This is a genomic window from Lutimaribacter degradans (assembly GCF_023703375.1).
Taxonomy (GTDB): domain Bacteria; phylum Pseudomonadota; class Alphaproteobacteria; order Rhodobacterales; family Rhodobacteraceae; genus Lutimaribacter; species Lutimaribacter degradans.
Genome location: NZ_JAMQGO010000001.1, coordinates 603317 through 617973, shown reverse-complemented (window position 1 = coordinate 617973; position 14657 = coordinate 603317). Strand labels below are relative to the sequence as shown.

At 64.3% G+C, this 14657-nt stretch carries 14 protein-coding genes; 5 read left to right on the top strand and 9 right to left on the bottom strand.

All coding sequences use genetic code 11. The features are described from left to right. Positions 1–25: 25 nt before the first annotated feature. Together aroB and M8744_RS03025 are read right to left on the bottom strand one after the other, a co-directional pair. Positions 26–1141 (bottom strand): 3-dehydroquinate synthase, encoded by a 1116-nt coding sequence (gene aroB, locus M8744_RS03030; RefSeq protein ID WP_251409186.1) that lies wholly within the window; start codon positions 1139–1141, stop codon positions 26–28. Beyond that, positions 1138–1686 (bottom strand): shikimate kinase, encoded by a 549-nt coding sequence (locus M8744_RS03025; protein ID WP_251409183.1) that lies wholly within the window; start codon positions 1684–1686, stop codon positions 1138–1140. Before M8744_RS03025 ends, aroB begins: the two co-directional genes overlap by 4 nt. A gap of 118 nt (positions 1687–1804) precedes the next feature. On the opposite strand from M8744_RS03025, the gene M8744_RS03020 reads away from it, so the two are divergent. The 4 genes from M8744_RS03020 to M8744_RS03005 all read left to right on the top strand — a co-directional run bounded on the left by M8744_RS03020 (position 1805) and on the right by M8744_RS03005 (position 5780). After that, positions 1805–1954 (top strand): hypothetical protein, encoded by a 150-nt coding sequence (locus tag M8744_RS03020; protein ID WP_251409178.1) that lies wholly within the window; start codon positions 1805–1807, stop codon positions 1952–1954. Next, the gene (locus tag M8744_RS03015) at positions 1944–3485 is read left to right on the top strand and encodes a hypothetical protein (RefSeq protein ID WP_251409175.1); all 1542 of its coding nucleotides are present in this window, start codon (positions 1944–1946) and stop codon (positions 3483–3485) included. The genes M8744_RS03020 and M8744_RS03015 overlap by 11 nt, the downstream gene beginning before the upstream one ends. Before the next feature lie 2 nt (positions 3486–3487). Next, a complete protein-coding gene (locus M8744_RS03010; protein WP_434481339.1) occupies positions 3488–4414 on the top strand; it encodes a tyrosine recombinase in 927 nt (308 codons plus the stop codon). Between the two features lie 76 nt (positions 4415–4490). Beyond that, the gene (locus M8744_RS03005) at positions 4491–5780 is read left to right on the top strand and encodes an HlyC/CorC family transporter (RefSeq protein ID WP_251409169.1); all 1290 of its coding nucleotides are present in this window, start codon (positions 4491–4493) and stop codon (positions 5778–5780) included. Between the two features lie 12 nt (positions 5781–5792). Here the strand turns inward: M8744_RS03005 and M8744_RS03000 are convergent, their stop codons facing one another. The 6 genes from M8744_RS03000 to trkA all read right to left on the bottom strand — a co-directional run bounded on the left by M8744_RS03000 (position 5793) and on the right by trkA (position 12641). Beyond that, the gene (locus tag M8744_RS03000) at positions 5793–6599 is read right to left on the bottom strand and encodes a DUF2189 domain-containing protein (RefSeq protein ID WP_251409166.1); all 807 of its coding nucleotides are present in this window, start codon (positions 6597–6599) and stop codon (positions 5793–5795) included. Between the two features lie 70 nt (positions 6600–6669). Continuing rightward, positions 6670–8082, bottom strand: coding sequence for an amidase (locus tag M8744_RS02995; protein WP_251409163.1), 1413 nt, complete (start codon positions 8080–8082; stop codon positions 6670–6672). A gap of 25 nt (positions 8083–8107) precedes the next feature. After that, positions 8108–9382: a GTPase HflX gene (gene hflX / locus M8744_RS02990; RefSeq protein ID WP_251409161.1), complete on the bottom strand. Its 1275-nt coding sequence runs from the start codon at positions 9380–9382 to the stop codon at positions 8108–8110. Then, positions 9382–9621 (bottom strand): RNA chaperone Hfq, encoded by a 240-nt coding sequence (gene hfq / locus M8744_RS02985; protein WP_024812204.1) that lies wholly within the window; start codon positions 9619–9621, stop codon positions 9382–9384. The genes hflX and hfq overlap by 1 nt, the downstream gene beginning before the upstream one ends. Before the next feature lie 128 nt (positions 9622–9749). Continuing rightward, a complete protein-coding gene (locus M8744_RS02980; RefSeq protein WP_251409158.1) occupies positions 9750–11261 on the bottom strand; it encodes a TrkH family potassium uptake protein in 1512 nt (503 codons plus the stop codon). Positions 11262–11264: 3 nt separating this feature from the next. Continuing rightward, complete coding sequence (gene trkA, locus M8744_RS02975) at positions 11265–12641, bottom strand: Trk system potassium transporter TrkA (protein WP_251409155.1); 1377 nt, start codon at positions 12639–12641, stop codon at positions 11265–11267. 119 nt (positions 12642–12760) lie between these two features. On the opposite strand from trkA, the gene M8744_RS02970 reads away from it, so the two are divergent. Beyond that, positions 12761–13228, top strand: a complete 468-nt coding sequence (locus M8744_RS02970; RefSeq protein WP_251409152.1) for a hypothetical protein — start codon at positions 12761–12763, stop codon at positions 13226–13228. Positions 13229–13248: 20 nt separating this feature from the next. Here the strand turns inward: M8744_RS02970 and ntrX are convergent, their stop codons facing one another. Next, positions 13249–14655, bottom strand: a complete 1407-nt coding sequence (gene ntrX, locus M8744_RS02965) for a nitrogen assimilation response regulator NtrX (protein ID WP_251409149.1) — start codon at positions 14653–14655, stop codon at positions 13249–13251. Positions 14656–14657: the final 2 nt, after the last annotated feature.

The following is a 14657-nucleotide window of genomic DNA, read 5'->3' as shown; positions in this document are numbered from 1 at the left end:
TTTTCGAGAGAGGAAACAGGGGGCGTCACACGCGCCGGGCCAGCGCCTCCTGCAACAGCCCGCGCACCGCGTCGGCAGGCACATCGGAGGTGACGAAGGCCGCCCCGATGCCGTGCGCCAGGATGAAACGCAACTGCCCATCGACCACTTTCTTGTCCTGTGCCATCAGCGCCAAAAGCGCATCTGCATCGGGTAATTCCCCTTCGATATCAGCTAGGTCGGCCTTCATGTTCATGTCGCGCAGATGGCCGCGCACGCGGCTGGGGTCTTCCTGGCTGCACAGGCCAAGGCGGGCCGAAAGTTCAAAGGCCAGCGCGCAGCCGATGGCCACGCCCTCGCCATGCAGCAGCCGGCCGGAATAGCCGGTCGCCGCCTCAAGCGCATGGCAGAACGTGTGGCCCAGGTTCAAAAGCGCGCGGTCGCCCTGTTCGGTCTCGTCACGCTCGACAATCCGTGCCTTCATCTCGACCGAGCGTTTCACGGCGATGATCCGCGCGGCAACATCCCCCGATGCCGCACGTGCGCCGTTATCTTCAAGCCACTGAAAAAATTGGGAATCGCCGAGAAGGCCATATTTCACTACCTCACCGTAGCCAGCCAGGTAATCGCGTGGGGGCAAGGTGGCCAGAACCGTGGTATCGGCCAGGACAAGGCTGGGCTGATGAAAGGCCCCGACGAGGTTCTTGCCCTGGGGCGCGTTGATGCCCGTCTTGCCACCCACTGAACTGTCGACCTGCGCCAAAAGCGACGTGGGGATCTGCACGAATCGCACGCCCCTGCGCAGAACTGCGGCGGCGAACCCCACGAGATCGCCGACCACGCCACCGCCAAAAGCCACCACCACGTCGCGGCGTTCGACCTTTTGATCCAGCAACCATTCCACGGTGCGCGTGAAATGCGGCCAGCTTTTCGTGGCTTCGCCCGCAGGCAGGGTCAGCGCGACCATCTCGATACCGGCGGTCACCAGCCCCGCTTGCAGCGCATCGAGATGCAGCGCGCCGACTTTCTCATCGGTGACCACCGCCACGCGCGGCCGCGCCAGCAACGGCGCGATCAACCTGCCCGCCTGCGCCAAGAGACCGGGGCCAATGTGAATGTCGTATTCACGCCCTTCCAGGCCAACATGAACGGTTTCCATCATGGCGTTTTCTCCAGCACATCGGGGCGCGTCAGCAATGCCTCGATCACCCGGTCGACCGTGTCTTCGATGCTGAGGCCAGGTGCCACCGCAACGCGCAGATCGGCCAGCGCGTAGACGGGCACCCGCGTCTTGTAAAGCGCGGCCAGGGTGGCCTTCGGCTCGGGCGTGCGCAACAACGGGCGGGTGTTCTTGTGACGCACCCGCTGCCACAGCAGTTCCAGCCCCGCATCCAGCCACACCGACACGCCCTTGTCACTGATCGTCTGCCGGTTCGCCGGCGACATGAAGGCACCGCCGCCGGTGGAAAGAACCCCGCGCTGGGTGTCGAGCAAACGCTCGATCACCTGGGCCTCCTTGGCGCGAAAGAACGGCTCGCCATCGCGGGCGAAAATCTCGGAGATGGACATGTTTGCGGCGGTTTCGATCTCGGCGTCCGAATCGAGGAACGGTACGCCAAGGCGCATCGACAGGACCCGCCCGACGGCGGTCTTGCCCGCCCCCATCATGCCGACCATCACGATCGTCTTTTTCAGCCGCCAGCGCATCCCCGCCCTCATCGGCATAACCAAGCCGTTTTTCAGATTTCCCGTCTGAATGACGTGATCTTTTGGGAAATGCCAGTTATAACTTTCAAAAACAAAGGCAAAACAGGCAGGCACATAGATGGGGCGTCTTTTCAAATACCTGTTCATACTGCTCGTGCTGGCGAGCATTGCGCTGATAGGCTATGCCTATGTCGGCCCGTTTCTCGGCGCGGATTTCTCGCCGTCGCAACAGGAAGTGCGCGAACCGGTGACTCTGAATGCGGATTAAGCTTGCGCTGATCCTGTCTCTCTTACCTCTGTCGGCGCCCGCGCAAGAGGCGCCGCTGTCGGCCATCGACTGGCTGAGCACGCCCACCGCCCTGCCGCTCACCCGCGTCGTGCCGGCACCACGGACCGTACCGTTGAACGAATCGCCCGTGGCCGAAACCGCGACCATCCCCACCGTCAACGTAACCGCGCTGGACGAGGTCAAGCGTGACGCCGTGGGGCTGCTGCCCGCCTCGGTCACAGGGCTACCCCGCACGCTTTGGCAGGCCAGCGACGCGGCCGAGCTGGCCAAGCTGATGCGGGCCCGCAAGGTTGAACGCCTGCCGGCGATGCAATCGCTTTTGTTCACCCTGCTCCTGGCCGAGGCCGAGGCCCCCGAGGACAGCGGTACCGAGGCGCCGTTGCTGCAAGCGCGGGTCGATGCGCTGATGGAGCTTGGCGCGGTCGAACCCGCACAGGCGCTGTTGGAGCGCGCAGGCGCCGAAACACCGGCGCTGTTCCCGCGCTGGTTCGACGCCACGTTGCTGACCGGGGATGAGGACAGGGCCTGCCAGGCGCTGCGCCGGCGCCCTGATCTGCACCCCGACTACGGCGCGCGCATCTTTTGCACGGCGCGCGGGGGCGACTGGCCCGCCGCCGCGCTGACGCTGGATACCGCCCGCGCCCTGGGGTTTGTCAGCGAAAGGCAGGATGCGATGCTGGCCCGTTTCCTCGACCCCGAGATGTTCGAAAGCGCGCCCCTGCCGATGCCCCCGGTGCGCCCCGACCCGCTGCTGTTTCGCATCTACGAGGCGGTGGGCGAGCCGCTGCCAACCGCGACCCTGCCCCTGGCCTTTGCCATGGCCGACCTGCGCACGACCGCCGGCTGGAAGGCGCAACTGACCGCGGCCGAACGGCTGGCGCGCAGCGGCGCGCTTTCGGTCAACAGGCTGCTTGGCATCTATTCCGAACGCCTGCCCGCCGCGTCTGGCGGTATATGGGACAGGGTCGCGGCGCTGCAACGGTTCGACACCGCGCGGCGCTCGGGCGAACCGGGGGCCGTGGCGCAGGCATTGCCAAGCGCCTGGCGGGCCATGCGGGCGGCCCGGCTGGAGATCCCATTTGCCGAACTGTACGGGGCCGACCTGATGCGCCTGCCGCTGACTGGCGACGCCGGCGCGCTGGCCTATGACGTCGCGTTGTTGAGCCCGGCCTATGAACAGGCCGCCCGAACACGGGGGGATGACCACCCGGAACGCGCCTTTGAAACCGCGCTGGCACAGGGTGATGTGACCGATCCGGGGCAGGATGACCTGGCGCAATCAGTGGCGCGGGGCATGGCGGCCACCGCCCCGCCCGAAGATATTGCGCCTCTATTGGAGCAGGGCAAGCTGGGCGAGGCCATCCTGCAAGCCATCGCATTGTACGAGCGCGGGCATCGCGCCGACACAAGGGCGCTGGAAAAGGCATTGGCCACATTCCGCGCCGTCGGCCTGGAAGACACCGCGCGCCGTGCGGCCCTGCAGACGCTGCTGTTGGGCACAAGGGGATGACGGTGAGCAATTCGCGCTGGATTTCCGCCTTTCTCGAAGCCGCCGCCGCCGAAAGGGGCGCGGCCAGTAATACGCAACTGGCCTATGGCCGCGACCTGCTCGATTTCAGCGCTTGGCTGGAAGGCCGCGACGCAGCGTTCGAAACGGCCAGCCGCGACGATGTCGAGGCGTATCTCTTGCATTGCGATGCGCAGGGCCTGGCCAAGTCCACCCGCGCGCGGCGCCTGTCCGCCATCAAGCAACTCTACCGGTTTGCCTATGAAGAAGGATGGCGCGAGACCAACCCGGCAATCCAGATCAGCGGGCCGGGCCGCGACAAGCGCCTGCCCAAAACGCTGAGCGAGGACGAGGTTGACCGCCTGCTGGCCGCCGCGCGCGAAACCGGCCGCACCCGCGAAGACCGGGTGCGCAACACCTGTCTGATGGAACTGCTCTATGCCACCGGCATGCGCGTGACCGAGATGGTATCGCTGCCGGTGGCCGCCGCGCGCGGCGACCCGCGCATGTTGCTGGTCGCGGGCAAGGGCGGCAAGGAGCGCATGGTGCCGCTGTCGCCACCCGCACGCGACGCGCTGGCCGAATGGCTGGCCCTGCGCGACGCGGCCGAAGACAGGGCAAAGGCGCAAGGCCACCCCTCGTCGCGCTATCTGTTTCCATCGCGGGGCAAGCTGGGCCACCTGACGCGGCACCGGTTCTACATGCTGATCAAGGAATTGGCCGTGGCAGCGGGCGTCAGCCCCGCCAAGGTCACGCCACACACGTTGCGCCACGCCTTTGCCACGCACCTGCTTGCCAACGGCGCCGATCTGCGCGCGATCCAGACGCTGCTGGGCCATGCCGACGTGGCCACGACCGAGATCTACACCCATGTTCTGGACGAACGGTTGCGCGACCTGGTGCTGGATCATCACCCGCTGGCCAAGGGGTGAGATCACCCCCTTGATCGCCGGAAGGTCAAACCCCATAACGACATGATGCATCCCAAAACCAAAGGCCCCTGCCCCCATGCTTGACGCCACTTTCTGGATCACCGCCGGATCGATCCTGTTTCTGCTTGTCCTGTCGGGTTTCTTTTCCGGCTCGGAAACGGCGCTGACGGCCGCCAGCCGGGGCAAGCTGCGCGCGCAGGCCGACAAGGGGTCGCGCGGGGCGGAACGCGCGCTCAAGATCACCGAGGACAATGAACGCCTGATCGGGTCGGTCCTTTTGGGCAACAACATGGTCAACATCCTGGCCGCCTCGCTGGCCACCTCGCTGTTCACAAGCCTTTTCGGCGAATCCGGCGTGGCATTGGCGACCCTGGTGATGACCCTGCTTGTCCTGATCTTTGCCGAGGTGCTGCCGAAAACCTACGCCATCACCAACGCCGAATCCGCCGCCGCGATGGTTTCACCCGTGATCCAGGTGGTGGTTACGTTGTTCGCTCCGGTGGTGGGCGCAGTGCGCTGGTTGGTGCGTGGCATCCTGCATGTCTTTGGCGTGAAGACCGACCCCGACAGCCAGATCCTTGCCGTGCGCGAAGAGATCGCGGGCGCGCTATACCTGGGCCATTCCGAAGGCGTGGTCGAAAAGGAAGACCGCGATCGTATCCTGGGCGCGCTGGACCTGGGTGATCGCGCTGTCGAAGAGGTGATGCTGCACCGCAGCCATATCGAGATGATCGACGCCGATACCGACCCCGAAGAACTGCTGCGCCAGTGCCTCGACAGCCCGCATACGCGCTTGCCGGTCTACAAGGACGACCCGGACAATATCGTGGGCGTGGTCCATGCCAAGGATCTGCTGCGCGCCGTGCAAAAGCTCATGTTCGGGCCCGACGCCTCGACGAAGGGCTTGGCGGCATTCGATATCCTCGATGTGGCGATGCCGCCCTATTTCATCCCCGACACCACTACGCTGGACGACCAGATGCGCCAGTTCCTGCGTCGGCGCACGCATTTCGCGCTGGTGGTCGATGAATATGGCAGCCTGGAGGGATTGATCACGCTCGAAGACATCCTCGAAGAGATCGTGGGCGAAATCACCGATGAGTTCGACCGTGACGCCGACCACCCGATCCAGCGGTCCAAGGACAATCATTTCATGATCGACGGCGCGATGACCATTCGTGACCTGAACCGCGCCACCGACTGGAACCTGCCCGATGAAGAGGCCAACACCGTGGCGGGCCTGGTTCTGCACGAGGCACAGATGATCCCCGAGGTGGGGCAGGTGTTCTCGTTCCACGGCTTCCGGTTCGAGGTGACGGGCCGCGAAGGCAACCGCGTGACCAAGCTGAAAATCCGGCGCCTGTAGCGCTGTGCCGGGTCAGGTCGCCGGAACGGCCCCTTCCGATAGCGCCTCACCCGCGGCGACGATCTGGTCGTAGAGGTGCCAGGTCGCGTGGCCCAGCACCGGCAACACGATGAACAGCCCCAGAAACCACGGCACCATCGCCAAAAGCGTGACCACGCCGATGAACGCGCCCCAGGCCAGCATCGGCACCGGGTTTGCCAGAACCGTCTGGAAACTGGTGATCATGGCGGTCACGAAATCCACCTCGCGGTCCAGCAGCAGGGGCAGCGCGATCACGGTGATCATGTAAAGCAGCAGCGCAAACAGAGCGCCAACCACCGTGCCCACGCTGAGCATCGCGATGCCTTCGGGGGTAAAGTAGACCTCGTAAGAGCTGGACACGTTCGTCATGGTCGAAAATCCCATGAACAGCGCGAAAATCATGTGCGCGATGAAGAACCAGAACAGGAACATGAACAGAACGATCGCGCAGATCGAGGGTAGCTGCCGCTTGGATTGCATCGCGATCACGCCGAAAATCTGGTAAATATCCAGCGCACGGCCCTGCGCCAAACGGCGGCTTACCTCGTAAAGCCCCACGGCGGCGAACGGCCCCACCAAGGGAAAGCCCACGGCGGCAAAGACCAACCAGTAGCTTTTGCCGGTGGCCCAGGTGACAAGCGCGAACAACAGCCCGACCAAGACATAGACAAGCGCGAAAAAGACCCCGAAAAACGGCGCGCGGCGCAGGTCGGCCCAGCCCCGGCGCAGCGCCTCGCGCAGCATCGCGAATGTCACGCGGCCCAGTGGCGGCACGCCCAGTTGCGGCTCCTGTCCCATGATCTTTTCCTCCCACCGTTTCGCGCGGTTTTGGCGATATGAGAACGGCAAACGCCGCCCAGATCAACCGTCAGGACAGATCCGGCGGGTTTTTCCCGGGCCAATCGATGGCCTGGTGATAGGCCTCGGCCAGTTGCAGCAGCCCCAGATCGTTGCCATGCCGCCCGAAAAGCTGCATCCCGCCCGGCAGACCATTGGCACCGAAGCCCGCGGGCAGGTTCACGCAGGGCAGCCCGATCAGGCTGACCGGCACCACGACCTCCATCCAGCGGTGATAGGTATCCATCTCGGTGTCGTTGATACGGTGCGGGCGTTCCCAATCGGCCGGGAAGGGCCAGACCTGCGCCGAGGGCAGCACCAGCGCATCATACTTGTCAAACAGCGCGGCGGCACGGCGGAACCAGTCCGACCGGATCAGCGACAGGCGCTGGATCTCGGTGGCGCCAAGCGCACGGCCGGTTTCGATTTCCCAAATGGCATCGGGTTTCAGCCGGTCGCGGGTGACGGGGTTCTGATAGAGCGGATCAAGACGCCCCGCATTGGCGAAAGCGCGCAGCCCCAGCCACGAATCCCATATCTCGGCGGCCTCGATCGGCGCGCTGACCGGCTCGACCACGGCGCCCAGTTCCTCGAACACGCGCAGCGCGCTTTCTGTCAGTTCCAGGATGCCCGGCTCCATCTCGTAAGCCCCGCCCCAGTCGGCCAGCCAGCCGATACGCCGGCCTTTGACATCGGCGGCAATGGCATCAAGGTAGCTTTCGCGCGGCAGGCCAAAGGGCTGGCGCGGGTCGGGCCCGGCCTGCACCTCCAGCAGCGCGGCCAGATCGCGCGGATTGCGCGCCATCGGCCCCGTTGTGGCAAGCGGATGCAAGAACATCTCGCCCTGCGGTTCGCCGGGAATACGGCCCCAGCTGGGGCGCATCCCGTAGACATTGGCCCAGCCCGCCGGGTTGCGCAGGCTGCCCATCATGTCAGACCCGTCGGCCACCGACAGCATCCGCGCGGCCAACGCCACAGCGGCCCCACCCGACGAACCGCCGGCGCTGCGGCCCAGGTCGTAGGGGTTCAGCGTGGTACCGTGGACCGGGTTGAACGTGTGGCTGCCCAGCCCGAACTCGGGCGTGTTTGTCTTGCCGATGAACACCGCGCCCGCCGCGCGCAGCCGGCCCACCATCAGGTCGTCGGCCTTAGCCGGTGTTTCGGGCATGGCGGGCGAGCCGAACGAGGTGGGATAGCCCGCGACATTGGCCAGATCCTTGACCGCCATCGGGATTCCATGCAACCAGCCCGCGCGCGGGCTGTCATCGGCGGCGCGCGCCGCCTGCAGCAGGGCATCGCTGTCACCGAGCGAGATCACGGCATTGACCGTGCCGTTCACTACTCCGATACGATCGAGCGTTGCCTGCATCAGTTCCACGGCGCTGATCTCGCGCCGTTCCAGCATTGCCGACAGCTCAAGCGCCGGTCTATCGGTCAGTTCCATCTTGCCCCTCCTCCCGTTGGCCGGGTTACATGTCGCGAAACCGCTTTTCTTGCCGGTCGGTCCACCGCACCGTCAGGTCGAACCCGTCTTCGCCTTGTTCCTCGTGTTCGACAACGTCCTGTTCATGCAGCCACGCCCGCTTGCGCCCTTGTGAAAAGGGCAGCCGCAGATGCGTTTCGTGGCGTTCGGATTCAAGTTGGCGGGCGATCTCGGCCAGGAAAGGCGACAGGCCCGCGCCGGTCAGCGCCGAGATGGCGAAGACACCGGGTTTGCGCCCCGCGGCCGTTTCCAGCGCCTCGGCCTGAACCTGCGGCAGTTGGTCGATCTTGTTCCAAAGCTCGATCTGGGGGGTGGTGTCCTTGACGCCGAGCGAGGCCAGGATATCGGTCACGTCCTTGGCCTGGGCCTCGGTTTCGGGGTGGCTGATGTCGCGCACATGCACGATCAGGTCGGCGGCCAGCACTTCTTCGAGCGTGGCGCGGAATGCCGCGACCAGTTCGGTTGGCAGGTCGCTGATGAACCCCACCGTATCCGACAGGATTACCTCGGGCCCGCCCTCGGGCAGCTTGACGGCGCGCATCGTCGGGTCGAGCGTGGCAAACAGCATGTCCTTCACCATCACGTCCGCGCCGGTCAGGCGGTTGAACAGCGTCGATTTGCCGGCGTTGGTATACCCCACCAACGCCACGATAGGGTAAGGCACCTTGGCGCGCGCCTTGCGGTGCAAATCGCGCGTTCTCACCACCTTGTCGAGCTGCCTGCGCAAGCGCACAAGCTGTTCGTCGATGGCGCGCCGGTCGGCCTCGATCTGCGTTTCACCGGGGCCACCGACAAAGCCCAGGCCACCGCGCTGCCGCTCCAGGTGGGTCCAGGCACGCACAAGCCGGGTGCGCTGATAGCTCAGATGTGCCATTTCCACCTGCAACACGCCTTCGCGCGTGGCGGCCCGGTCGGAAAAGATTTCCAGAATCAGCCCGGTGCGATCCAACAGCTTGACGCCCCACGCCCTTTCAAGGTTGCGCTGCTGAATGGGCGTCACCGGCCCGTCAACCAACACCAGTTCAACCTCGTTGGCGGCAAATCGCGCCTTCAGCTCCTCGATCTTGCCCTTGCCGAACAACAGCCCGGCCTGCGGGCGCTGCAAGCGCACGGTTTCCTGGCCCACGACCTGCAAATCCGGCAAGGCGCCCGCCAGCGAAACGGCCTCGTCCAGCGCAAGGCTCGGATCGCGCCGATCGCGGTCGGACTTGATGTCGGGATGCAGAACCCAGGCACGGGTTGGCGTCCGGTCATGCTCCATCAATTGGAGTCGTCACCGTCATAAAGGTTGATCGGCTGCGACGGCATGATCGTCGAGATCGCGTGCTTGTAGACAAGCTGGCTTTGGCCGTCACGCCGCAGAAGAACGCAGAAATTGTCGAACCAAGTGATCACACCCTGCAACTTGACGCCGTTGATAAGAAAGATCGTCACGGGAATCTTGGTCTTCCGTGTATGGTTCAGAAATGCGTCCTGGAGGTTTTGTTTATCGGAAGCCATCGATTTACCTTTGTTCTTGCCTCAGCCGCGGATCAGCATCGTCCCCGGTTCAGCACAAGTATGTAACGCACACCGCCGGGTTTCCAGCCCAAACTTCAAACCTTTAGGCGAGCACGTCAACCCTTGCTTTAGCGCCGCCACAGATCGCTGCTGGCCAGGGCGATGATGGCCAGCGTTTCCAGCCGCCCCAGAACCATCGCCGCACACATTACCAGCTTTCCCGCAACACCCAGGTCGACCAACACGATCGGGGTTTCCGTCGCAAGCGTCACCAACGGGCCCGTGGTGCTGAGCGCGGCAATGGTCAGCACCAGCGCCTGCTCGAAGTCACGCACGATCCAGGCCATGACCAGAGTGAATACCGTCACCGAAAGCGCGAACAACATGAAGAAGATCCACGCGATATAGGCCCCCTGGCGCCGCAAACGCCGGCTGCCCGCGCCCGAGCGCCCCACCGAGGACGGATGCACCAGCCGCTCCATCTCGCGCAGGCCCTGCAGATACAGCGCCCAGACCCGCAACAGCTTGACCCCGCCGGCGGTGGTTGCCACGCCGCCGCCGATCATCGCCACCCCAAGCAAGATCAGCCCGGGCGTCGGCAAGCCGGACCAGCTTTGCGCCTCGGCCCAGTCGGCACTGGCAAAGCCGGTCGTGGTCAACATCGACAATATGGTGAAAATCCCGCCCCAAAGCGCGTGCAGGGCCTGAAGGAAATTCTGTTCTTCATCGAAATCATAGGCGCCGCTCCAGTGGCGCAGGAACAAAACCAGCGGAATCACCAGCGCCAGCCCCAGACCTAGGCGAAATTCGGGGTCGCGGAACACGCTGACCCGTGCCCCCACCAGCGTGTCGCCTGAAAAGGTGACGCGCGACAGGGCGAACAGCATGAACAGTGCCATCACCATTTCGCCGCCCAGGCCCGAGCCCGCGTTCTCGACCCCGCCGACGGGCGAGATACCGCTGGTGGCCATCACCGACATCGCATGGCTGATCGCCACCAGCGGACGGTCGCCGCCCACCAGAAGCATCAACCAAAGCGCCAGCGTCAGCCCGGCATAGATGGGCGTCAGGTGCCACGCCACGCGCAGGATACGCTGTTGCGGATCGACCTGCCCCATCTTGCCGCCGGTTTCGGTCTGGCCCGGCTCGCCGCTGGCTGTCACCTCGAACCCGCCAAGCGAAAGGGGGGCAAGCACGGCGGCGGCGGCCACCCACATCAGCAGACCGCCCAGCCAGCCTACCATCGCCCGCCACAGGTGCAGGCTGGGCGACAGTCGATCGGGCGCGAACATCGACGCGCCCGTTGTCGTCAGGCTTGAAACCATCTCGAAATAGGCATTGAGAAAACTGGTGGTGCGCAGCGCGTCGTGAAAGGGCACCGCCAAAATCGCGGGCAGGACGGTAAAGCCGCCCAACAGCGCCAGAAGGTTCCACATTCCGTCGCGGCGCACGGGCCGCCCCGTGCGCGCGACCGCGATCAGCACGGTCAGCACCAAAAGCAGCGTGCCCGAGTAGAAAAAGGCGCGCGCCTGGTCCTCAACATCAATGTAAAGTGCATGCGCGGCAGGCAAGAACATGGCCAAGGCCGCGATTCCCATCATCAGCAGGAAAAGGGGCTGGTCTGCGATCCGCGCGCGCATCTGTCAGAAAAAGTCGATCGAGACCTGCAACAACCGCTCGACCTCGGGGACGTCGTTGGTCATCGCAAAGATGGTTATCACGTCGCCTTCGTCGATTCGCAGGTTGCCAACGGGTCTGACCAGTTTTTGGCCCTTTTCCACCATGCCGATCAGCACCCCTTCGGGAAAATCGATCTCGGAAATCTTCTTGCCCGCGATGGGCGAGGTCGAAAGCACCTCGGCCTCGATCACCTCGGCCTCGGCATCACCGATGGAATAGACGCCCCGCACGCGGCCATGGCGGATATGGCGCAGGATCGAACTGACGGTCGTGGCGCGGGGGTTGATATAGGCGTCGATGCCAAGCGGCCCCATCAACGGCACCATCGTGGGATCGTTGACCAGGACAATGGCCATCGGGCAGCCCTCGGCCTTGGCACGCACCGCGGCCAACATGTTGGTCTTGTCGTCATCGGTGACGCACAGAACCGCGTCGGCGCGGTCGATATTGGCCTCTTTCAACAGGTCGGTATCCAGACCGTCACCATGCAGAACGATCGTGCGCTCCAGCTTGTCGGCGGCGCGTTCGGCGACAACGCGGCTTTTCTCGATCACCTTCACGCGGACGCGGTCGGCGCGCTCCTCCAGCCGGCTGGCCACCGCCAGCCCGACATTGCCGCCACCTATCAGCACGATCCGTTCCTGTTTTCTGGGCGATTTGCCGAAAATCTCCAACGTGCGGGGCACATCCTCGTTCACCACCACGACATAGCAATCGTCGCCAACAAAAAGCTGGTCGCCCGGTTCGGGCGCGAACAGCGTGCCGTCGCGGCGCACCGCCACGACGATGGCGCGCAACGTCGAGAACAGGTCGCTCAACTGGCGCAACGGCGTGTTCACCACCGGGCAGTCATCCTCGATCGTGATGCCAAGAAGCTGTGCCTTGCCGCCGTGGAACACCTCGGTATCGAAAGCCGAAGGCGAGCCAAGCCGTTGCAACGCGGCCTCGGCCACCTCGCGTTCGGGGGAAATCACCACGTCTATGGGCATGTGATCGCGGCGGTAAAGATCGGAGTAGATCGCCGTGAGATAGGATTGCGCGCGCAGACGCGCGATCTTGCGCGGCACCGAAAAGACCGAGTGCGCCACCTGGCAGGTGACCATGTTCACCTCGTCGGAATGGGTGGCGGCAATCACCATGTCGGCATCGCGCGCGCCCGCCCTGTCCAGAACGTCAGGGTAGCTGGCGAAGCCCGCGATGCCCTGCACATCCAGCGCGTCGGTGGCACGACGGATCAGGTCGGCATTGCTGTCCACCACCGTCACGTCGTTCCGTTCCCCGGACAGGTGCCGTGCGATCTGCCAGCCAACCTGCCCCGCTCCGCAAATGATCACCTTCATGGTGCTCTATCCCCAAGCCTCAAGGGGTTTGGATGGCAGAACCACCCGATACGGTCAATTGAATTGTCATCCCGTCCCGCTTTCGGCAAACTGGACCCGACCGATTGGAGAGTTCCCCCATGTCACGTATCGTTGCACCGTTTTTCGCGCTGGCGCTGCTGGCTGCCTGCGCGCCGCTGAATATTTGGTACAAACCGGGCGCGACGGTGGCCGCCAGCGAAGAACAGCTTCTGAACTGCCGCGCGCAAGCGGCACGCGACATTCCCGTGAACACCCGGACACGGATCACCCCCGTCACCATCATCCCCCGGCAAATCTGCGATGGCGACGGAAATTGCCAGATCTACCACGAACGGATCGGCGGCGAGGTCATCGTCTACGACGCCAACGCGGGGCTGCGCGACGAGGTCGTGCAACAATGCATGCGTAAGCGCGGCTTCAGCCCCGCCACCATCCCGCCCTGCCCCGACAGCCTGCGCCAGTCCGCGCCCGCCGGGCGCACCACGGTGATGCCACGCCTGACGGAAAACGCCTGCGTTATCCGCAACCGCGATGGCACCTGGCAGATCGTGAACCGCGCCGGTTGATCTGAACGCGCCTTTGGCCGTCAGGCCTCTTCGCCCTGGTTGACCTCGGCGATGCGGGCGCCGGCCTTGCTGTTGGTCACGACGCCCAGGCTTTTCAGCTTGCGATGCAGCGCGCTGCGCTCCATCCCGACGAAATTCGCCGTGCGGCTGATATTGCCGCCGAAACGGTTGATCTGGGTCAGCAGGTATTCGCGTTCAAAGGCTTCGCGCGCCTCGCGAAGGGGCATGGTGGCAAGCGTGCCGGAAATCACCACGCGGCCATCTTCGGCGGTCTTTTCCTCGTCATTGGGCAGTTCGCGCGCCTCGATCGGGCCGGTGCCATCGCCCAGGATCAACACCCGTTCGATCAGGTTTTTCAACTGCCGCACGTTGCCCGGCCAGATCATCGTCTGCATCAACGTCACCGCCTCGTCGCTCAGCTCCCGCGCGGGCAGCCCCTGGGTTCGGTGGAACATGTCGAGGAAATAACGCGCCAGTTCGGGAATATCCTCGCGCCGCTCCTCAAGGCTGGGCACCTCGATCGGCACCACGTTCAGCCGGTGGAAAAGCTCTTGCCGGAAATTGCCGGCCGCGATCTCGGATTCGAGATTGCGGTTGGTGGACGAGATCACGCGGATATCAACGCGCACCTTGTCGCCGCCCCCCACGCGGGTAAATTGCTGATCGACCAGCACACGCAGGATTTTCGACTGGGTGCCCAGCGGCATGTCGGCCACCTCGTCGAAATAGACGACGCCGCCATGGGCCTGTTCCAGAAGGCCCGGTTCGATCCCCCGTTCGGGGCTTTCGCGACCGAACAGCACCTCTTCCATCCGCTCGGCGTCGATGCTGGCGCAACCGACCGTGACGAAAGGCGCGGTCGCGCGGGTTGAATTGGCGTGGATGTACCGCGCCGCAAGTTCCTTGCCCGCCCCGGCCGGGCCGCTCAACATGACGCGCCCGTTCGACTTGGTCACCTTGTCCAACTGCCCGATCAGCGCGCGGAACGCCGCGCTTGAGCCGACCATGCTGGCCGCGCCCGTTTCCTGGCGCTTGAGCGCGGAATTCTCGCGCCGCAAACGGCTGGTTTCCATCGCGCGCCGGATGACCACCAGCAACTGGTCGATATTGAAGGGCTTCTCGATGAAATCGTAAGCGCCCTGCTTGATCGCCGCGACGGCGATTTCGATATTCCCGTGCCCCGAGATGATGATGATCGGCACATCGGGGTTGTCTCGCTTGACGGTTTTCAGAATGTCGATCCCGTCCATCTTGCTGTCCTTCAGCCAAATATCTAGGATCAGCAGCGCCGGCGTTTCGGCGTTGACCTCTGTCATCGCGTCGTCGGAATTGCCCGCCAGCCGCGTGACATAGCCTTCATCCTCGAGGATATCGGAAATCAGCTCCCGGATATCGCGCTCGTCATCAACAATCAAAATATCGCTCATAC

Bases quoted from the DNA above. Each gene is read 5' to 3' on its own strand.
- M8744_RS03015 (WP_251409175.1), top strand. From the start codon at position 1,944: ATGCGGATTAAGCTTGCGCTGATCCTGTCTCTCTTACCTCTGTCGGCG.
- M8744_RS03000 (WP_251409166.1), bottom strand. From the start codon at position 6,599: ATGGGACAGGAGCCGCAACTGGGCGTGCCGCCACTGGGCCGCGTGACA.
- hflX (WP_251409161.1), bottom strand. From the start codon at position 9,382: ATGGAGCATGACCGGACGCCAACCCGTGCCTGGGTTCTGCATCCCGAC.
- M8744_RS03025 (WP_251409183.1), bottom strand. From the start codon at position 1,686: ATGCGCTGGCGGCTGAAAAAGACGATCGTGATGGTCGGCATGATGGGG.
- M8744_RS02970 (WP_251409152.1), top strand. From the start codon at position 12,761: ATGTCACGTATCGTTGCACCGTTTTTCGCGCTGGCGCTGCTGGCTGCC.
- M8744_RS03005 (WP_251409169.1), top strand. From the start codon at position 4,491: ATGCTTGACGCCACTTTCTGGATCACCGCCGGATCGATCCTGTTTCTG.
- ntrX (WP_251409149.1), bottom strand. From the start codon at position 14,655: ATGAGCGATATTTTGATTGTTGATGACGAGCGCGATATCCGGGAGCTG.
- trkA (WP_251409155.1), bottom strand. From the start codon at position 12,641: ATGAAGGTGATCATTTGCGGAGCGGGGCAGGTTGGCTGGCAGATCGCA.
- M8744_RS02995 (WP_251409163.1), bottom strand. From the start codon at position 8,082: ATGGAACTGACCGATAGACCGGCGCTTGAGCTGTCGGCAATGCTGGAA.
- M8744_RS02980 (WP_251409158.1), bottom strand. From the start codon at position 11,261: ATGCGCGCGCGGATCGCAGACCAGCCCCTTTTCCTGCTGATGATGGGA.
- aroB (WP_251409186.1), bottom strand. From the start codon at position 1,141: ATGATGGAAACCGTTCATGTTGGCCTGGAAGGGCGTGAATACGACATT.
- hfq (WP_024812204.1), bottom strand. From the start codon at position 9,621: ATGGCTTCCGATAAACAAAACCTCCAGGACGCATTTCTGAACCATACA.
- M8744_RS03020 (WP_251409178.1), top strand. From the start codon at position 1,805: ATGGGGCGTCTTTTCAAATACCTGTTCATACTGCTCGTGCTGGCGAGC.